Raw genomic sequence first — 20,597 nt, forward strand, 5'->3', positions numbered from 1 at the left:
TGACAATTGTAATTTGTCAACTGTCAATTGTCTTATCCTTCCCTATAATTTCCCAGTAATTTAAAATAGGAGCTCTCTTTTTTTATTCCCTCCAGTGCACTTTTAGTCCCCATCTCCATTATATTTCCATAAAAATCAATACAAAAAAAATACTGCCACGGTCTGTTTACCATAGGTCTTGACTCTATTTTAGTCATATTTAAGTTATTTTCCCAGAAGAACTTGAGTACATTGTATAAACTTCCAACTTTATGGGGTAGAGTAATGAGAATAGTGATTTTATCGCATTTTCTATCATATACCATATTCCTGCTTATTACTATGAATCTTGTATAATTATAGCTGTTGTAATTTATATTTTCCTTCAATACATCCAATCCATAAAATTCCGCAGCTTTCCTGCTGGCTATGGAAGCTTTACTCTTGTCATTCTCTTTCTTTATGTATTCAGCACTTTTAGCTGTATTAAAATAAGGTATAAGCTTCCAATGTTTGTGTTTTTTTAAAAATTTACTGCTCTGCATAAATGCCTGACTATGTGAATATACTTCCTCTATGTCTTCTATTGAAGCTCCCGGAACACCTAGAAGGTTATGGTTTACTTTAATACACTTCTCTCCCACTATATAAAGATCATATTTTTCAAGCAGATCATAGACTTGAGAAATTCCTCCAGTAGAAGAATTTTCAATTGGAAGGATTCCATAATCTACATTCCCATTTTCCAGTGAATTAAACACATCTTCAAAGTTATCAAAGCCTAGGGTTTTAACCTTATCCCCAAAATAGTCAATTAGAGCTTCATAACTAAAAGACGCCAGTATACCCTGAAATCCGACTTTACAGGAATGGTTATACCCCATTATTTCCGGTTTATTATCTTCCTTTATCTTTTTCTCTTGAAGGTCTCTACTTATACTCATAATGTCTCTCAAAAAAGTTTCTATTTCGTTTTTCATGGAGCTTTGTTTAAAATTCTCTAATTGTGTTTTTATGATATTCTCTTCCCTATTTTCATCCAGTACATTCATATGATTTTCTTTCTTGTACTCAGCTACTTTAGAAACCACATTCATTCTCTCAATAAAAATTCTAACCATTTCTCCATCTAATTTATTTATTTTATTCCTTAATTCATCCAAACTTTCCAAAATATCACCCCCACTTCACTCATCCATTAAATTCAATATTCCAATAGCTGTAACCGCCTCTATTACCGGCACAGCCCTGGGTACAATACAGGGATCATGTCTTCCCTCTATTTTCAAAATCTCCTTCTTTTCATTTCTAATATTCACAGTCCTTTGAGGTTTTGCTATAGAGGGAGTTGGTTTTACAGCTGCCCTAAATACAAGAGGCATGCCATCCGTGATTCCTCCTAGAATTCCTCCGTTATTATTCGTGTAAGTTTTTATTTTATGATCTTCTGACATATAGTATTCGTCATTGGCCTCTGAGCCTTTCATAGTGGTCATATTAAATCCCATTCCAAATTCCACTCCCTTAACTGCAGGAATAGAAAATAAAAGATGGGAAAGAGTACTTTCCACCGAATCAAAAAATGGATCACCTATACCTGCTGGTAAATTTAAAACTATCGTCTCTACAATTCCTCCAAGGGAATCCCCTTCTGACTTGGTTTTTAATATACTGTCCTTCATTTTTTTGCAGTAATCTTCATCTAGTACAGGAAATTTGTCTTTTGAAAGCTCCCTGAGCATATTCTCATCGGTAGAAACAACGTCAAAGCTTTTCTTATCTTTAATTGTGCCTATGCTCTCTATACGGCTTCCTATTATTATTCCTCTTTCCTCTAATATATTTCTGCATAATGCACCAGCAAAAACCAGCGGTGCTGTGAGCCTCCCCGAAAAATGGCCTCCTCCTCTGTAATCATTAAAGCCATTATATTTAACTTTTCCAGTAAAATCTGCATGCCCCGGTCTCAATATATCCGAAGTTTTTTCGTAGTGTTCTGAGTGAGTGTCATTGTTCAGTATAATTGCACAAAGAGGTGTGCCCGTTGTCTTACCTTTAAAATACCCACTTAAAATCTGAAAATTATCCTCCTCTCTCCTGGCTGTAGAAAATTCTGTAAATCCCGGTGCCCTTCTTTTCATCTGTCCTCTTATATATTCCAGATCAATTTTTATACCAGGCTTCAATCCGTCTATAGTAATGCCTACAGATTTTCCATGGGACTCGCCAAAGATGGATAATTTTATTTTATTTCCCCATATTCCGCTCATTTATATTTCCTCCTAAGTTCTTAAAATCTTTCCAAAAATTTGGATAGGACTTTTTCACACATTCGGCTCCTTTTATTATCATAGGGTTCTGACATTTTGAAGACACCGATGCCAGAGCCATGGCTATCCTATGATCATCCCAGCTGTTCACCTCGCCGCCTGTGAGTTTTTCCCTCCCTGCTATAATGAGTCCATCTTCTTTTTCTACTACATTCCCTCCTATTTTATTCAACTCCGTTGATATGGCCTTAAGTCTGTCTGACTCCTTAACTCTGAGCCTTCCTGCATTTTTAATTTCAGTAGTACCACAGCTCACAGAGGCCAAAACTGCAAGTGCAGGTACAAGATCAGGACATTGTGAAGCATCAATAGTGCTGCTGTAAATTTTACGGGCGGGACTGACAACTAAGCCGCCTTTCTCCCATTCAATTTTCACACCCATTTTTCTGAGTATATCTACTACGATCTTGTCTCCCTGAAGAGAGTCTTTTTTTAATCCGCAGCAAGTAATACCTTTGCCAAGGGCTCCCATGATAAGCCAAAAGGCGGACTGTGAAAAATCTCCTTCCACCTCATAGTAGTCTCTGCTCTTATATTTCTGCCCTCCCCTAACTGTATATTTTCCATGTCCATCTTCATCCACATTTATTCCAAATTTTTTTAGTAAATCCAGTGTAATATCCACATAGGGTTTGGATTCCAACGGAGTGGTTACATATATTGTAGAATCTCCATTTAACCTTGGAAGGGCAAACAAAAGCCCTGTTATAAATTGAGAACTCACATCTCCTCTAACCCTGTATTCCCCCGATTTCAATTTCCCCTTTAAAATCAGGGGCAGCTTTCCCTTAAAATTTTTATAATATATTTTTTGGCTGTCAAATATATCATAATAAATATCAAGAGGCCTCTTCACCAATTTTCCCTCACCTGTAAAAATAATTTCTTCATCAATTGTAGCAGCTATAGGTATTAAAAATCTTATGGTAGAACCTGACTGTAAACAATTTATACTGGTATTTTTTACATGGATCCTGGAATTTCCTTTTACAATCAAATTATTTTTTCCCCTTTGTATTTCTGCACCCAAATTCTCCATGGCATCACAGGTAGCTTCTATATCCCTGGAAAAATCCACATTTCCTATATTGCTAATACCATCACATAGTGAAGCGCATATTATTGCTCTGTGACATATGCTTTTAGAAGTGGGAACAATCACTTTTCCCTTTAATTCAGATGGTTTTATGTATAAATACCTCAAAATACATTCTCCTCTCATTTTGTTTCATCTAAAAATAAAAACTCCTGCACTTGAGGTATCTTTACTTTCATTATTCTTGCTTTTCCCACTTCTTCTAAAACTATAAGATTTAAAGTACCATTACTTGATGATTTTTTGTCCAGCGCTATAGAATCTACAGCAGCCTCCCTGTTTAAATCCGGTATACAAGTGGGAAGCACATATTTCTCCAATATGTATTTCATATAATCATAAGTCCCGCTTTTAGTAATGCCCATTTCTTCAGTTCTTCTAGTTATAGCAGCCATACCAATGGCTACAGCTTCTCCATGGCTGTATTTTACATAATTATAATACTTCTCTACAGCATGCCCCAGAGTATGCCCAAAATTCAACATCATCCTATCTCCTAAATCCCTTTCATCCATCTCCACCAGTTGTTTTTTTATATTACAGCATTTACATATTATATCTTCAATATTATCTAAAACATCGTTTTTACTGGGAAGGGAAGCTAAAGTTTCTAAAATACTTTTATCACGTATAAATCCATATTTTATAACTTCAGACATTCCATCACTAAAAAATCTATCATTTAAAGATACAAGCACTTCAGGATCTATAAATACAGCATCTGGATGATAAAAACTTCCTACCAGATTTTTTCCCCAGGGTAAATCCACTGCTACTTTTCCTCCTATACTGCTGTCAACCTGTGCCAAAATCGAAGTCGGCACCTGAATGTATCTTATTCCCCTTAAATAAGTAGCTGCAGCAAAGCCCGCCAGATCTCCTACTACTCCACCTCCAAGAGAAATTATAATATCACTTCTTCTAGTATTGAACTTGCATAAATTCTCATATACCCCTTTCAGTACATCCAGAGTTTTACTTTTTTCTCCCGGCGGTATGGATATTGAATTCACTTTAAATCCAGCACTCAAAAGTGATTCTCTAAGTGTGTTCAAATATAATTTTCCCACATTGCAATCAGTAATTGCAACTATATTTCTACTTTTGTATACAGATTTCAATTTTTCTCCTATACATTTTAAACTTCCTCTCTCTATATAGATTTTATAACATTTTTCTTTAAGATTTATACTAATAATATTCATAAAATCACTATCCTTACCTCTTAACTAGAGCTTTTCTCCTGCGAATTGCATTTTGAAAAATATGATCTATGCTCTTCATATCCCTGTATATTATAGCTGTTTTTAATCTATCTATACTCCTTTGAAATCTTTCTATTTCATCTACCAATTTATTAGAATTCATTATAAACAATTGACTCCACAGCCCTGAGTTGATCTGTGCCACCCTGGTGGCGTCCCTAAAACTTCCCCCCGTAAACAGCGCCATATGGTCTATAAAGCCTTCCTCATGGGAATTCATAAGAGAAACAGCTACAACATGTGGAAGCTGACTGGTAAAAGCGATTGCATCATCATGCTCTTCCGGACTAACATAAGTCACATTGCTGCAGCCCATTTTTCTGGCCATGGTGTCTATTACTTTAAGTCCCCTGGAAGTATTCTTACTGCTTGGTGTTATTATATAGTTGGCTTTTGTAAAAATATCCGCTGAGGCAAACTCTATTCCTCTGCACTCTCTGCCTGTCATAGGATGTCCTGAAACAAATTCCATTCCATCAGGCAAAAATGCATTTATATTGTTTACCACGTCCTTCTTTACACTTGAAGTATCTGTTATAAGCACTTCCATTTTAAAATTACTTAGATTATTTTTTACAAACTCCACTGTATCCCTAGGATAAAGAGCTATTATAGCCAGATCAACTTCCTTCAAGAACCTTCCACCGCTTTCATATCCCCTATCTATAATACCCCTGTGCAGAGCATTATCTAAAGCTTTTTTGTCTTTATCTATTCCAATTATACTCTTTGGATTTAGAACTCTAAGTGCCATAGCATAGGACCCCCCAATAAGTCCCATTCCAACAACAGCTATATTCACTTTAAAGTCACAATCTTCCACGTGTAACTTCACCTCCTTAAATATCATAGTATTATATGTTCACAACATCGTACTCCCTGCTCATTCCCGCATTTATCATCTTATCTATATCTTTCATAAGCTTTTGGAACACTTTTGGCTTTATGGACTGCTGTCCATCACATTTTGCATTGACAGGATCATTATGAACTTCTATCATAAGCCCATCTGCCCCTACAGCCACTGCCGCTTTAGCCAATGGTTCAACCATCCACCAAATTCCTGCTGCATGACTAGGATCTACTATTACTGGAAGATGACTTAATTTTTTTATAACTGGTACAGCACTTAAATCCAATGTATTTCTTGTGTAAGTCTCAAAAGTTCTTATTCCTCTTTCACAGAGTATTACATTTTCATTTCCACCGGACATTATATACTCAGCAGACATGAGCAATTCTTCAATAGTAGCTGAAATTCCTCTTTTCAAAAGAATGGGTTTCTTAGTCTTCCCAAGCTGTTTTAAGAGCTCAAAATTCTGCATATTTCTCGCTCCAACCTGTATTATATCCACATCTTCAACAAATCTATCTATCATGTCAGTGGACATGATCTCCGTAACTATGGGAAGTCCTGTCTCCTCCCTGGCTATTTTCAAAAGCTCCAGTCCTCTGACTCTGAGTCCCTGAAAGCTGTAAGGTGAAGTCCTGGGCTTAAAAGCACCTCCTCTTAAAAATTTAGCTCCGCTCTTTTTTACATCTTTTGCAATACTTACAATCTGTTCTTCACTTTCTACAGAACATGGACCTGCTATAACAGCTAGCTCATCTCCGCCAATAGACCCATCTTTTATTTTTACCACGGTATTATCTGGATGAAATAATCTATTAGAAAGTTTGTAGGGCTGCTGTACCTTTTTTACATTTTCCACAAATTCATTAGCTCTAATTTTGCCTGCATCAACTGTCGTAGTATCTCCAATAAGACCCAGCACACAATACTCCTTTCCCTGTATTACATTTACCGATACATCATTATCCATCTCAATTTTTTGTTTTAACATCATTATCTCTTTCAATGGCGACTTTGGCTTCATAATCACTATCATTATAAATTCCTCCCGTAAATAAATTTAAATAAAATAAAAAGACAAGGCCTCTTAATGAGCCTTGTCTAAAGTTAACCAATTACATTTTCACCCAGTATGCAAGAAGATTTGAATCAACACACATAACTATATCTACTCATTAGAAGGAATCTTAAATATTTTTGAAAGCAAAAATAACCAGCGCTAAAATAAAAATAGCCCCAGCTAAAAGTAAAGTAATAGTAATTTCTATTTACTGCTTTCATTTTCCTCCCAATGATATTTTTCACTTTGTTTTTACCTCCCTAGTATAATGTAAACTACGAAATCTATTTGTTTTTAATTATAACAGGTTCTTTTTTTATGTCAACACGAAATTTTACTATTTATCTGGAAATTATTCTTGTCAATATACATAAAGCTTATGTAATTTCATGGAATTATTCCAAAAAATATAGTACAATTAACTAAATTATTTCTAGCTAATTACGATAATTATAATGATTTTGTAAGTTTTAGATTGAATTATATTTTCAGGAGGACACAGCATGAATAAGTACAAGAAATTAGTCTTTGCTTTTTTTATTTCTGCATCTCTTATTAACAACAAAAATATAATAAATACCGTACATGCTGCTGGTATTTTACCAAATATTCAAAGCAGCGCCTATACTGCAGTTGGAAATATATTTGCCAAATGCGGCTACAGCGGGCAATGCACCTGGTTTACATATGGAAGGGTTCTTGAAAAATTAGGGATTGCACTTCCTTCGGAATTTTACGGAAATGCGGTTGATTGGTGGTATGCCAATGCAAGGGATAATGTGTATCCTTATGGTTCTGAACCAAAGGCAAATTCCATAATAGTATGGGGTGGTGGTCCCGTTGGATACGGACATGTTGGCTTTGTAGAAAAAGTGGAGGGTAATACCGTATATTTTAACGAAGGCAATTTTAGCATAAGGGGCAATTATGACGGGAATGTAAAAACTCTCTCAAAAGAAGCCATAAAAAACAGGGGCAACTTATATCTAAAAGGATACATATATGTGGGGAACGGAAGGCAATCAGTTCCAACTTCATCTTCAAGCAGCAGCTCTTCCGGAGGTACCAATACTTATAAGACCGGAATTGTAAATATTTCAGACAGTAATTCATCTTTAAATGTAAGAAATGGGGCAGGCACGTCCTTTGGAATACTTGGAAGCTTAAGAAAGGGACAGTCCGTTGAAATAGTTGGCTCTGTGGGAAGCTGGTATAAGATCAAGTTAAATTCATCCTATGGATATGTAGCTTCTACCTACATAAATTCAGGGGGAGGCAGTACTTCAACTTCTAGCGGAACTTCTTCCTCCAGTTCAAAAACAGGTTATGTTAAACTTCAAAATAGCTCTTCATCTTTGAATCTGAGAACAGCACCTCAGGGTTCCATAATAGGTTCCCTGTCAAATGGAACTTCGGTTACTATTTCGGGAAGTTCCGGCAGCTGGTACAAAGTAACTGCAAATGGTAGAACAGGCTATGTTTACTCTAGCTATATAAGTCTTTCCCAATCTTCGTCTACATCGGCAGCTTCTAAATCCAAGACCGGCACTGTAATTTTAAATAATAGATCTTCAGTCTTAAATTTAAGAAACAGTCCATGGACAGGCCGTGTTCTCACAATTCTTCCTTATGGAAGTAAAGTTACAATTTTAAGTACTGATGGCCGTTGGTATAAAGTACAGGCAGGATCTATAATTGGATATGTTCATTCGGATTATATAAGAGTTTAAATATCAAATATTTTAGCTATATTGATTGAGGACAATCTGGATTCCCTCCAGATTGTCCTCAATCAATAATTAATATCTTTAATATCTTCTAAATTTTCTATTTTTAAATTTTTTATTTTTTTATAGGGTGAATTTTGCCCCAAAAGACTGAAAACATCACAAAACCATTCAAGTGGTTCAATATATTTTATATCATCAGATACCAAAAAATAAAAATCTGGATGAGCACTGGATCTGGTTTTATTGCTCATAAACAAATCATGCTTTTGAATACCCGTAAGAAGAGGTTCTATTTTGCATTTAGTTTCATATAATGTGCACTTTATGACAAATGCATCTATTTTTTTATTACAATTCTTAAAATACTGACAACCTTTCCAGACAGCTACAACCTCCATGATTGTCCCCCTTTTAAATTGAATATTTGACTTTCTACAATCTCATTCACAATGTTATTTATCAATCATCAATATTATTTTGTTTTAAATTACTGGATTTATCAATTCTCTTACCGTTTTCATCAAAGGTTTTCTTCAGGTGTTTCTCAGTAGTAAACACTGTAACCATTAAAACAGGTATAAAGCCTATCAATGGAACTAGATAGCCTTTCCCCTGTAGAAAATAGTAACCTATTTTACCTAAAATAAGAAGAATTATTCCTGCAAGTATATACTGATTAGTAGAATATCTATTTCCCTCATTCCACGTGTCCTGATTTTTCATGGAAATCTCAGTTCGATACCCATACCAGGAATTGATCTTTTTAGGTCTAACTATTTTAGGTATAATACCAAACGCCATGGTTACCAAACCAAATACCAATGAATATATCATATACTCATCTCCCTTAAAAACTTAATATCCAACCCCTTTAATAATAAAACATCTTTTTTTAAAAAGCCAGTTTATTTTCCATCCATTTTATTTTTCATATTTGATGTCAGCTTATCCAAAAGCTGTGACTTGTCTTTTCCATCATCGGGAAAAACAACATAACTGTACTCAAGGTGATATTCGCTGTATTTTTCATCTATAGATTTAATTCTGTTATATATTCCATCTATTCTATTGACAATAGAAAGAACCTTTTCTTTTTGGCATCGTGGGAGCACACCTACAAGAGTAGAAAATCCATACTTTTCAAATAAATCCGGTGTTTTAAAAATAGGTCTTAATTTTTCATAAAGTGAGTCCATCAATATAAGATAATTGTCCTTTATATCTATTTTTTCATCCGCTGCCGTAAAATATTTTTTTATCAAGCTGACCATTATAATCGAGAGCTTGGTATTTTCAGCCCTAGCTTTGATAATCTGCTTTGTAATATACTGCTGAAAATTTAAATATATTATTTCACCCTGCTCATCTTTGTTTTTACTGGATTTTATAAGCTTATTTATCCTTTCAAGCAGCACTTTATTGTTAAAAGGCTTTAATATATATTCTGACGTTCCCTCTTTTATGCATTTTATAAATGCGCTTCTAGTATTCATCTTTGTAAGTATCATTATTGGAATACTTAAATTCCTGGCCTTTATTTTTCTAAGCACTTCAAAACCATCTTCATTACTGAGGCCCACTTCCAATATTATTAAATTTATTTCCTCTTTTTTATCATGAAGTTTGTTAAAGAAATCAAAGGAAGTTCCCGATTCATATACTTCGATTCCTGTCTTTTCCAGAATGTCTTTTACTCTATATCTCATATACGCCATATCATCCAATATTATAACTTTACACATAATTATCATCCTATTTTCATTAATAATATTTTACTAAATTGTATTTACTTTACTTACAAAATCAAATTTTTAGCATTATATATATTTATCGTTTGATTTAAAATTTACTTTAAAAAAGCCCTACTTAACTATGACATTCCGCCATCCACAGTTATTATTTGTCCAGTTATATAGGATGAAGATTCTCCTGCTAAAAAGCACACTACTTTTGCCACTTCATCACTGCTTCCAAATTTGCCCATTGGAATTTCTTCTCTCAACATATCTCTATCATCAGCTTTTAAACAGGCATTCATATCGGTATCTATTACTCCAGGCGCCACAGCATTAACTCTAATATTAGACGGTGCCATTTCTTTCCCAAGTGACTTAGTAAAAAGATTTATGGCTCCCTTGGTGGCAGAATAAATTGATTCGCAAGAGGCACCTACATTTCCCCACATAGATGAGATATTTATTATAGAGCCCCTTTTTCTTGAAATCATATGTTTTAGTACACAGTGGGTACAATTCAGCATACCCTTAAAATTAACATCTATTATAGAATTCCACTGTTTCTGCTGCATATCCATAAAAAGCCCTATGTAGCAAACCCCTGCATTATTTACAAGTATATCGACTTTTCCCATTTTGTCTATAGTGCTTTTTATCATTTTTTCGGCACTATTGTACAAGCTTACATCTCCCTGCAAAACAACTCCAATAGAGCCTATATGTTTCACCATTTCAAGAGTTTTATAAGCCCCTTCCTCGTCTTGATTAAAATTTATTATCACACTGGCACCGCACTTTGCCATATTTACAGCAATACTTCTCCCTATACCTCTAGATGCCCCAGTAATTACTGCAACTTTTCCTCCTAAGTTTTCCATATAAAATTCCCACTCTCCACAGCAAAATTAATCTGTAATACTCTAAAAGATATTATACATTAATTCTATACAACATGTGAAATAAAAATTATAATAAATTTGCATATTTTGCACATTTATGCTATTATAAATATGATAATAAATAATTATTCTCAATTAATATATTTTATTTGGAGGGATATAAATGAATTTAAAATTTCAGGGAAAAACTGTGAAGGTTTCTGGAAATGCCCTTAAAGTCGGTGATACTGTACCAGATTTCACACTTATAAATAATGCAATGGATACTATTTCTCTAGGGAATACAAAGGGAGTTAGAATATTTTTAACAGTGCCTTCCCTAGATACTCCAGTTTGTGATCTAGAAACCAGAACTTTTAATGAAAAAACATCAGAAATTCCTGGTGTAACTGTATATACAGTATCCATGGATCTGCCTTTTGCCCAGAGCCGCTGGTGCGCAGCTAATGGAATAAAAAATGTGATTACGGTATCTGATTTTAAAGATAGAACCTTCGGTAAAAATTTTGGAACATATATGGATGATTTAGGTCTTTTAGCCAGAGCTGCCTTTGTAGTCGACAGTTCAAATAAAATTACTTATGTGGAGTATGTTCCAGAGGTTACAAATCAGCCAAATTTTGATGCTATACTCGATGCCGCTAAAAAAGCAAAATAGTACATTAAAATAAAAGGATCCTTGGGCTTTAACAACTCAAGAATTCTTTTTTAATTTGATTTAAAATTGAAATATTGTATTTGAATTAATTTATGAAACATGTTATAATCACTTTAACAATTTAATAGGCTGGATGAAGTTAGTGGAATACATTGATAGACCGTTAACTGACAAGCCTCTGGAGAGACTCTCAAAGAGCACCGAAGGGGAAAACTGATTACAGTGAAACTCTCAGGTAAAAGGGACGGGGGATTTTTTATTTAAAATAGTAGATTTCAGCTATTTTACTATTCTAATTCCTTGTTTACCAGAGATTAAACCTTATTTTAATCTCTTTTTATTTTCTCAAATAAATTGTACTTTAGTGTAAATTAACTAATATTAAAAGGAGATGGACATAGTAAATGAAAGCATTTATAACGGTAATTGGACAAGATAAAGTGGGCATAATTTATAAAATAACCTCTGTACTATTTAAAAATAACATAAACATTTTGGATATCAATCAAACTCTAATAGAAAACTATTTTACTATGATAATGCTTGTAGACTTAAGTAAAATGAATGCAGATTTTACAAGTATAAAAAATGCTCTTGAAAATAAGGCAGAGGAAATAGGCGTTGATGTCAAGATTCAAAGAGAAGATATATTTACTTCTATGCAAGAAATTTAAACTGGAGTGTGAACAATAATGATAAATACTAAAAATATAATGGAAACAATAAAAATGATAGACAAGGAAAATCTTGACATAAGAACTATCACTATGGGCATATCACTTATGGATTGTATCGACAGCGATGGAGAAAAGGCACGGACAAAAATATATGATAAAATAACCAAATATGCCGAAAATCTGGCTAAAACTGCAGAACAGATTGAAATAGAGTATGGTATACCAATAATACATAAAAGAGTATCTGTATCACCCATTTCCCTTGTGGCCCAATCAACTTCAGATAAGGATTATGTAAAATTTGCACAAACTCTAGACAAAACTACCAGGACTCTCGGTATAGATTTTATCGGAGGCTTTACAGCGCTTGTACATAAAGGTTACTCAAAAGGGGATAAGATACTCATAGACTCTATACCAGAAGCACTGGCATCCACCAATAAAGTATGTTCTTCAGTAAACGTAGCGACTACAAAAGCTGGAATAAACATGGATGCAGTAAAAGATATGGGAAAAGTAGTGAAAAAAACCGCTTATCTCACCAGAAAAGATGACAGTATAGGGTGTGCCAAACTAGTGATATTTTCAAATGCCGTAGAGGATAATCCATTTATGGCCGGAGCATTTCACGGAATTGGAGAAGCCGATGCCATAATAAACGTTGGTGTCAGTGGTCCTGGTGTTGTAAAATCAGCATTGGAGGAAGTAAAAAATAAGGACTTCAACACAGTAGCCGAAACTATAAAGAAGACTGCTTTCAAAATAACTAGAATGGGACAATTAGTAGCTGGTGAAGCTTCAAAAAGATTAAATGTTCCCTTTGGAATAGTGGACTTGTCTCTTGCTCCTACACCTGCTGTAGGAGACAGTGTGGCAAGAATTCTTGAGGAAATGGGACTGGAAAGCTGCGGATGTCCAGGTACAACAGCAGCCCTTGCACTTTTAAACGATTCAGTCAAAAAAGGTGGTATAATGGCTGCATCACAAGTTGGAGGTCTAAGCGGCGCATTTATACCTGTAAGTGAAGATGAAGGAATGATACATGCTGTAAATGCGGGTTCCCTCAATTTGGAGAAACTAGAGGCCATGACCTGTGTATGCTCTGTAGGACTTGATATGATAGGGATACCAGGGGACACACCTGAATCCACCATATCAGCAATAATTGCAGACGAAGCCGCCATCGGAATGATAAACTGTAAGACAACTGCTGTAAGATTAATCCCAGTTTACAATAAATCTGTAGGAGAAGAAGCAAATTTTGGAGGCCTCCTTGGAAAAGCTCCCATAATGTCCGTAAGTAAATTTTCCAGTGAGTCTTTTATAAATAGGGGCGGTAGAATCCCTGCTCCAATTCACAGCTTCAAAAATTAATTACATGTAGATTAGAAAATAATAAAAATGGTTTATTTTGCCTCAATCATATTTAGAATTATGAAAAGGATACGATAAAATACTTAATTACTATATATTTCTAAATTAACGATATATGAGGTGAGACAATATGACATGGGAAAAGAAGTTACTTTCACTTGATGAATTAAAACCTGGAATGATGTCTTCAAGTGATGTAATTTTTGAAGGTAAAATGTTATTGGCTAAAAATATTATTATTACAGCGTCTACTATAAATAATTTAAAGCAAAACTATCTTGTGGACAAAGTAGAAGTCTACGTAAAAAATGATTCTGACAGTCCTTTAATTGTTGAAACAAATACAATACAAAAAATAGAGAATGATTTTAATGAATTTTCTCTGAGCTTAAAACGTATATTTAATAATATATCTGAGTTAAAAGTTCCTGAAATGAATGAAATAAGATCTTTTTCAAAAAAGATACAGGAGGAATTTAAATCAACGGGGATAGTCATTAGAAATATTGTATTTTACGGCAGCGGAAAAGATGCCATCTACAGGCATAGTATAAATGTATCCGCTATAAGCTTTATACTGGGGAAATGGCTAAATTTAAATCAACGTGATCTAAATTTATTGACCTATTCAGCAATATTACATGATTTTGGCAAAACAAAAATAAATAGAGATATACTGAATAAAAATGGAGTTCTTGCTTCTAGAGAGTATAAAATTATTAAAACCCACCCTGTCATAGGTTATAATTTTATAAAAAGCATTCCATATCTGGATCCTTCTGTAAGTTACGGAGTGTTGATGCACCATGAAAAAATGGATGGATCCGGATATCCATTAGGTATAGCTGGAGATAAAATCCATTTATTTGCTAAAATAATAGCTATTGCAGACTTATTTGATGAAGTAAACTCCTCAAGATACTATAAGAAAGTAAGGGGCCCCTTTGAAGCTCTGAAGATCATTCAAGAACAAAGTCTTGGAAAGCTCGATTGTAGATACTGTGATGTATTTTTAAACCATATAATAAATTATTTCATGGGAGAAAATGTACTGTTAAACAATGGTAAAAAATACAAGGTGATTCAAGTTCATGTAAATGATTTGACAAATCCTCTGCTTTTAGATGAGGGAAATTTTTTGGATTTGAAAAAAGAAAGTGACTTATATGTTGAAAAGCTGGTTATATAACCAGCTTTTCCCTATTTATGCAGATATACCTACTGTAAGTAACACCTTATAGAATTAAATTTTAAATTTTTGAATGATTTCATTTAACTTTTGAGCTAAATCCGCTTGGTCTTTGGCAGTTTTATCAATCTGTACCATACCCTGCACTGCATCATTTATAACATCTTGAATCTGGTTAGTACTTTCAGAAGATTTTTGTGCAATTCCAGCCATGCCGTTAATTGCCTTAGTCACTTCATTCGTTGTACTTTTTATTTCCTCTGTCATCGACGTAAGTTGCTTCAGAGAATCAGATGTAAATTGAGAATCCTTATAATATTTTTCTCCGGTACTCAGATAATTATCCAATTGGACATTTACATTTTCATCAATAAATTTTAAAACTTGATGACTGGTATTTGAAAGATTTTTAAAGGCCTCTTGAACTTTTACTACAACATTTTGAATTGTAGAAACTGTTTCAGAAGATTGTTCTGCAAGTGTCCTCACTTCTTCTGCAACTACCGCAAATCCTTTACCATGTTCCCCTGCCCTCGCAGCTTCAATGGCTGCATTTAATGCCAACAAATTAGTCTGCTCCGCAATACTTGCTATTATATCTGCCATCTCTTTTATTTTTGAAACTACTTTTCCTTCATCTATAGCCTTTAGTATATTCATCTCTTCATTTTTATAGATGTCTTTACATTCCTTTATGGCATTTTGAGCGTTTTCCTGGACAGAAAGAGCATTTTCCTTAGACTTGCTTGCATTTGTATTTACATTAATTGCCTTATCTGATAATTGATTTATATTTGAATCTATCTCTTCCACAGATGCAGTAACTTCTTCAGCAGAAGCTGTTGTCTCCTGAGAACCGTTTACGATATCATTTATAGAATTGTTTATGTTCTCAAATTTAGACGTCATTTCCTGGACAGTTGCAGAAAGTTCCTGACCAGAAGCACTCATATTCTCAAAATTGTCAATTATGGTCTTCACCAAAGATTTCACATTTTCCTGAGCCTTATTGAGTGAAAGAGCTGCATCTGCAAATTCATCCTTTCTCTTTACAATTATAGGAGTACTGAAATCACATTCTGACAATCTCTTGGCAAATTGCTGTATATGAGTTAAAGGTTCTGTCGCATATTTTGCAATAAATATGCCGCATACAACAGCTATTGCCAGCATAATCAATAAAATTATAATGGCCGTTGTGATAGCTGCATTCAATCCCTGCGCATAATCACTTTTGGGACTGACCGCCATAATTGTCCATCCTGTTTCTTTGGATTTATTAAATCCAGCTATCTTAGATTCCTTTCCACTTCCATACTTCACATTTCCCTGACCTGCACTTAAAACGGACTGTCCAGAAGGAATCTCCACTTTTATGTTTTTCATTACCTTGCTCTTATCAGAATCCGCAATAATTGTGCCGTCTGCTGAAACCAGTAGTGCATATCCACTTTTTCCCACTTTAGTCGTAACTAACTTGTCTCTTAATGTGGATAGATCAATGTCAAAACCTACAGCGCCCTTCTTGCCATTACTAAGCTGAACTTTTTTAGCAATGGTTATGACAAGTTTACCTGTAAAGGCATCTTTATAAGGTGCAGTTACATATATCCGCCCATTTGCAGCCATGGTATCTTTATACCAGGGTCTGGATGTTGGATCAAATCCTGCAGGTAATTTCACACTTTGAGGATATACTACCATCTGCTTTGTTTCATCCGCCAAATATGACTGCATTATATCCTTGTTGCTCTGTGTTATGCTGCCCAGTGCATTTAACAGCTCTCCCTTGTTCTGTGAAAGCACATCTTTATTAACTGATAATGACTGCAGATCATGCTTTAATGAAAGGTTATGTAAATCAATATATGAAACCTTCTCCTTTGCTATTTGATAAGTCAGTTCTTCAGCATTATCACTTGTAATTTTAGACAAAATGAAATAGGAAAAAATCGATATTACAAGTAATGGTATTACAACAAGCAATATTAATATACCAATCAGTTTATGGTGTAATGACATTCTATTTTCCATAATTTGCTCCCCCTTATGTCTATTATATTCAATTACATATATACTACCATATTATGTCTATAAGATCTACTAAATACCTAGAATTTTTACCTATTTCGTGCTAATTCTTCTATAAAAAACATTATTTTCATACCAGATTGAACAAATTTCTCCTCATATTCCGTCACTACATTTTCATCAAAGCCGCTGTTATGCAGATCATAGGTCAAATACTCTATCTTATACCCGCTCTCTGTAAAATAATCCTGAGATTCTTCGAAAAGCACCCTATCATCTGTTTTAAACCATATCTGGCTTCCCGGCTTCAAAAACTTTTTATACATATTTAAAAATACAGTATGAGTCAGCCTTCTTTTTTTTTGTCTTCTTTTAGGCCATGGATTACAGAAATTTATATATATTCTTTCAATCTCACCTTCACTAAAGATTTTCTCAACATTTACTATGTTCATAGGCACTATCCTTACATTCTCTATTCTATTTTCCTTTACTTTTCTCAACGCATATACTAAGACTTCATCCTTTAAATCAATTCCTATATAATTTATATTTTTATTGTTCAGAGCTTGCTCGCATAAAAATTTTCCTCTTCCACAGCCCAGTTCCAAGTATATGCTATTATTGTTCCCAAATTTTTCTTTCCACTTTCCCTTACATTTTTCAGGTTCTGTTATTGCAAAAAAGCTGGCCTCCATTTCAGGTCTGGCCCACCATTTTTTTCTGAGTCTCATATTAGAAAATTCCCCTCTTCTATTTACGATATGCAGCTTACTAAAACAAAATTTATTATCTCTTTTAACAGGAAACTTGTCAACAGCATTCTTCAAATATATTTCATATTAAAGTTTTTTCTGCAATATACGATAACAATAAGTAAAATAATTATACATAGAATAGCATTTGGGTTGTGAAATTATGGAATATTTTGTAGAAGAACTTAAAAACAAAAAGATAATCAGTAAAGATGATATACAAATTCTCAAAAATTATATAGACAAAAAATATCTTAAAATTAGTTCAAGAGAAAAGGCAAGAATGCTCTCCAACACTATACATCATATTTTAGATAAAAAGTTGAATGGTCTTCCTGAAACCTACAGGCAAACTATAAAACTAGATATTTTGAAAAGAACTCTTTTTAAAGACCAAAAATCCATCTTCATGTATGACATATTCAGCTACTGTATGAAAAATGAATTTTTAAAAGAAAATTTCAGAAAGGAACTCACCCAATGGGTAAACAACAATATAGAGAACAAAATTGAAGAAATCGATCTAACCAATTATGAAAAAAGCATTAAAAAAGACATGCCCTCACCATCAACTAAGCGCAGTGAAGGTATCTTCAATCGCATCCCAATTTTTGATTCAAAGCCCTTTAAATTATCAAAAAGACCTGTGACAGTTATTTTAACAGCTATTTTAATTATAGGTATAATAAGTCAATTTATGCTGCAATCAAATTTTAATGCAATCAAATTTTCACAAATGGAAAATTTAATTGACAGTATAACCTTAGAAAGTTACAAAAAGAATTTCCCCAATGTATATCTGCCGGAATATTTGAAGTATCGGAGTATAAATGCAAATAAGCTAAAATCCTATTTAAACACCCGAAATTCACTATTATGCAAAGAGCCTTACTTCTCCACTATAATCAATACATCAAGGGAATTTAATTTAAATCCTATTTTACTTTTTGCCATAACGGGCCAGGAGCAAAATTTTGTCCCTGCAAATACACCTAATGCTTATAAAATAGCCAACAACCCTTTTAATGTATACCACAGCTGGAAGGAGTATAACACAAATATAGAGGATTCCTCAAGAATAGCCGCTCATACCATTATAAATCTATCTATAAACAGACCGAAAGAAAATAACCCCTTTATTTGGATAGGTAAAAAATATGCACAAGATAAAAACTGGGGAAAAGGTGTACAATCTATATTTAAAGAGATAAATTATTATTATACAACTCATTCACAGTAATTAACGTGTTTAAATCAAAAGATGTTATTGGCTACTCTGATAAAAGTCTTATATATCATAAAAGATGGAATACCCACTACATACTTGGCCAGTGGAGTAGCCACAAACAACAGTAATATTATAATCTGATATCTGTATATACTTCCTGATATCTTATAAAACAGTGAAGGAAAAATATCTCTCAATATATGGAATCCATCCAGACCAGGTATTGGTATCAAATTAAAGACAAATAACATACAGTTTATATTTACAATGTACAGTATAATTTTAACCACCAGATTAAAAATTGAAGAAGTTTCTGTAGCCAATCCTCCCCATTTGTACAACAGCACTACCAGCATAGCAGCCAAAAATGCTATTATTAAATTTGCAAGTGGGCCTGCAACAGAAACCTTCAAATCATCTTTATTTCTATTTTTAAAAGCACTGGGATTGATCTCCACCGGCTTCGCCCAGCCAAACCCAACCAGCAATATCATTATAAATCCTATAATATCCACATGAGCAAAGGGGTTTAATGTAAGCCTTCCTTGAAATTTAGGAGTTTTATCTCCTAACCTATCTGCTGTAATTGCATGTGCAAACTCATGAAATGCAAATCCTATCAATATAGCAGGTATGATAAGTACTTTTTCTAATATAGTTTCAGTCAAATATTTCATTCCTTCCTTTTTTAATTTTAGTTTAACGATACTTCTTCCAATTGGCCATTACTTATGGAGGCAATCCCGCCTTCAAATATCTGTATAAAATTTCCCTTATATATATATTGTTTTCCAGTTGCTACATCAGTAACAATTCCCTTTAAATTGTCATTTATGTATATTTTCCCTGAGGGCATTAAAAATATGTCATCTTTATTTACAGGTTTATTTAAATTTATATTTTCATAAGTATCTTCATCTGAATCGATACTGCCGCAATAAATATTTGATATCTTTCCATTCTGTTCATCTCCAATGTATATCCTATCATTTTCATCAGCCCCTATCCATACAGGATTTTTAACTCCTTTGATGGTAATAGGCTTTTCTCTGCCTGTAACATATATATTGTGATATATATCATCTTCATATATTAATTTATCATCGAGATATAAAATTCCTATATTGCCTATCACATAGGACTTCGTATATACTTTTTGCATTTCATTCATTATATTTATTCTGTATATATTTGTCCTCCGCCCTCTGTTCTGTATTTTAACATATATTACATTTGTATAATGAGATTCCTGTATATCATTGATTTGAGCCTTTTCATCATAACAATCCAATTCCTTGCTGTTTTCTTTTATATCCTTGTCAGCTTCATAATATGACAAGTTAAATTTATAACCTTCATCAGAATTACGTTTTTCTGCTATAAGCATTCTATTTCTATCTTTAAGCCATTTATAAAAAGATATTTCCGTTCCATCCTCAAATTCTACATTTTTTCCATCACCAGTTTTTGAATCCACAACCTTTAAAATGTTATCTTGGTAATAAGCCACATATCTTCCATCAAAGGAAACACTGACATCCTTAGCATTTTGTGGTATTTTTACAACAACATCTTTTTTCTTAGGTTCACTTTTTAAAACCTTTTTGGCTTTTATTTCTGTCTGAGAAGACAGAAAATAATTATTTATATAAAATAATCCCGCAAATTGTACTACCAGTGATATAGATATCCATACAATAATTCTCTTAAAAACTTTCATCTCACACTCCCCTTTAA

At 33.7% G+C, this 20,597-nt stretch carries 20 protein-coding genes and 1 riboswitch; of the genes, 6 read left to right on the top strand and 14 right to left on the bottom strand.

The annotated features are described in order from the left end of the window. Positions 1-32 precede the first annotated feature (32 nt). From ACFHWD_RS02570 to aroF, 6 genes are read right to left on the bottom strand one after another with little or no spacing between them, the layout of a single operon-like run. Entirely contained in the window at positions 33-1,151 is a 1,119-nt protein-coding gene (locus tag ACFHWD_RS02570) for a bifunctional chorismate mutase/prephenate dehydratase (protein WP_150356966.1), read from the bottom strand. Positions 1,152-1,166: 15 nt separating this feature from the next. Continuing rightward, positions 1,167-2,249, bottom strand: coding sequence for a chorismate synthase (gene aroC, locus ACFHWD_RS02575; RefSeq protein WP_150356965.1), 1,083 nt, complete (start codon positions 2,247-2,249; stop codon positions 1,167-1,169). Beyond that, the gene (gene aroA, locus ACFHWD_RS02580) at positions 2,227-3,513 is read right to left on the bottom strand and encodes a 3-phosphoshikimate 1-carboxyvinyltransferase (RefSeq protein WP_150356964.1); all 1,287 of its coding nucleotides are present in this window, start codon (positions 3,511-3,513) and stop codon (positions 2,227-2,229) included. The genes aroC and aroA overlap by 23 nt, the downstream gene beginning before the upstream one ends. Positions 3,514-3,527: 14 nt before the next feature. Further along, positions 3,528-4,610 (bottom strand): 3-dehydroquinate synthase, encoded by a 1,083-nt coding sequence (gene aroB / locus ACFHWD_RS02585; protein ID WP_378060111.1) that lies wholly within the window; start codon positions 4,608-4,610, stop codon positions 3,528-3,530. 13 nt (positions 4,611-4,623) lie between these two features. Further along, positions 4,624-5,493 carry a prephenate dehydrogenase gene (locus ACFHWD_RS02590; RefSeq protein ID WP_150356962.1) on the bottom strand — a complete coding sequence of 290 codons (870 nt, stop codon included), beginning with the start codon at positions 5,491-5,493 and terminating at the stop codon, positions 4,624-4,626. Between the two features lie 31 nt (positions 5,494-5,524). Continuing rightward, entirely contained in the window at positions 5,525-6,559 is a 1,035-nt protein-coding gene (gene aroF / locus ACFHWD_RS02595; RefSeq protein WP_150356961.1) for a 3-deoxy-7-phosphoheptulonate synthase, read from the bottom strand. A 527-nt stretch (positions 6,560-7,086) separates the two neighbouring features. On the opposite strand from aroF, the gene ACFHWD_RS02600 reads away from it, so the two are divergent. Continuing rightward, entirely contained in the window at positions 7,087-8,313 is a 1,227-nt protein-coding gene (locus tag ACFHWD_RS02600; protein WP_150356960.1) for an SH3 domain-containing protein, read from the top strand. A gap of 62 nt (positions 8,314-8,375) precedes the next feature. On the opposite strand, the gene ACFHWD_RS02605 is transcribed toward ACFHWD_RS02600, so the two are convergent. From ACFHWD_RS02605 to ymfI, 4 genes are all read right to left on the bottom strand, one after another. Continuing rightward, positions 8,376-8,711 (bottom strand): hypothetical protein, encoded by a 336-nt coding sequence (locus ACFHWD_RS02605; protein WP_378060114.1) that lies wholly within the window; start codon positions 8,709-8,711, stop codon positions 8,376-8,378. Between the two features lie 61 nt (positions 8,712-8,772). Then, a complete protein-coding gene (locus ACFHWD_RS02610; RefSeq protein WP_150356958.1) occupies positions 8,773-9,147 on the bottom strand; it encodes an SdpI family protein in 375 nt (124 codons plus the stop codon). A gap of 71 nt (positions 9,148-9,218) precedes the next feature. Continuing rightward, complete coding sequence (locus ACFHWD_RS02615; protein ID WP_150356957.1) at positions 9,219-10,055, bottom strand: response regulator transcription factor; 837 nt, start codon at positions 10,053-10,055, stop codon at positions 9,219-9,221. A gap of 128 nt (positions 10,056-10,183) precedes the next feature. Then, positions 10,184-10,927 carry an elongation factor P 5-aminopentanone reductase gene (gene ymfI, locus ACFHWD_RS02620; RefSeq protein ID WP_150356956.1) on the bottom strand — a complete coding sequence of 248 codons (744 nt, stop codon included), beginning with the start codon at positions 10,925-10,927 and terminating at the stop codon, positions 10,184-10,186. Between the two features lie 184 nt (positions 10,928-11,111). On the opposite strand from ymfI, the gene tpx reads away from it, so the two are divergent. From tpx to ACFHWD_RS02640, 4 genes are all read left to right on the top strand, one after another. Next, complete coding sequence (gene tpx, locus ACFHWD_RS02625; protein WP_179977827.1) at positions 11,112-11,606, top strand: thiol peroxidase; 495 nt, start codon at positions 11,112-11,114, stop codon at positions 11,604-11,606. Between the two features lie 168 nt (positions 11,607-11,774). Next, positions 11,775-11,864: riboswitch (glycine riboswitch) on the top strand. A gap of 146 nt (positions 11,865-12,010) precedes the next feature. Beyond that, positions 12,011-12,280 (top strand): ACT domain-containing protein, encoded by a 270-nt coding sequence (locus ACFHWD_RS02630; RefSeq protein WP_150356954.1) that lies wholly within the window; start codon positions 12,011-12,013, stop codon positions 12,278-12,280. An 18-nt stretch (positions 12,281-12,298) separates the two neighbouring features. Further along, entirely contained in the window at positions 12,299-13,657 is a 1,359-nt protein-coding gene (locus ACFHWD_RS02635) for a PFL family protein (RefSeq protein WP_150356953.1), read from the top strand. 130 nt (positions 13,658-13,787) lie between these two features. After that, positions 13,788-14,846 (top strand): HD-GYP domain-containing protein, encoded by a 1,059-nt coding sequence (locus tag ACFHWD_RS02640; protein WP_378060118.1) that lies wholly within the window; start codon positions 13,788-13,790, stop codon positions 14,844-14,846. A 54-nt stretch (positions 14,847-14,900) separates the two neighbouring features. Here the strand turns inward: ACFHWD_RS02640 and ACFHWD_RS02645 are convergent, their stop codons facing one another. Together ACFHWD_RS02645 and trmB are read right to left on the bottom strand one after the other, a co-directional pair. Continuing rightward, entirely contained in the window at positions 14,901-16,880 is a 1,980-nt protein-coding gene (locus tag ACFHWD_RS02645; protein ID WP_378060120.1) for a methyl-accepting chemotaxis protein, read from the bottom strand. Positions 16,881-16,966: 86 nt separating this feature from the next. Continuing rightward, a complete protein-coding gene (gene trmB, locus ACFHWD_RS02650; protein ID WP_378060123.1) occupies positions 16,967-17,611 on the bottom strand; it encodes a tRNA (guanosine(46)-N7)-methyltransferase TrmB in 645 nt (214 codons plus the stop codon). Positions 17,612-17,795: 184 nt separating this feature from the next. On the opposite strand from trmB, the gene ACFHWD_RS02655 reads away from it, so the two are divergent. Then, positions 17,796-18,872: a hypothetical protein gene (locus ACFHWD_RS02655; protein WP_378060125.1), complete on the top strand. Its 1,077-nt coding sequence runs from the start codon at positions 17,796-17,798 to the stop codon at positions 18,870-18,872. Between the two features lie 14 nt (positions 18,873-18,886). Here ACFHWD_RS02655 and ACFHWD_RS02660 read toward each other — a convergent pair whose 3' ends face one another. Continuing rightward, entirely contained in the window at positions 18,887-19,537 is a 651-nt protein-coding gene (locus tag ACFHWD_RS02660; protein ID WP_378060127.1) for a site-2 protease family protein, read from the bottom strand. Between the two features lie 17 nt (positions 19,538-19,554). Further along, the gene (locus tag ACFHWD_RS02665) at positions 19,555-20,580 is read right to left on the bottom strand and encodes a hypothetical protein (protein ID WP_378060129.1); all 1,026 of its coding nucleotides are present in this window, start codon (positions 20,578-20,580) and stop codon (positions 19,555-19,557) included. Between the last annotated feature and the right edge of the window lie 17 nt (positions 20,581-20,597).

Source organism: Clostridium sp. MT-14, assembly GCF_042436595.1.
In the GTDB taxonomy this organism is placed as follows: domain Bacteria; phylum Bacillota; class Clostridia; order Clostridiales; family Clostridiaceae; genus Clostridium_B; species Clostridium_B aromativorans.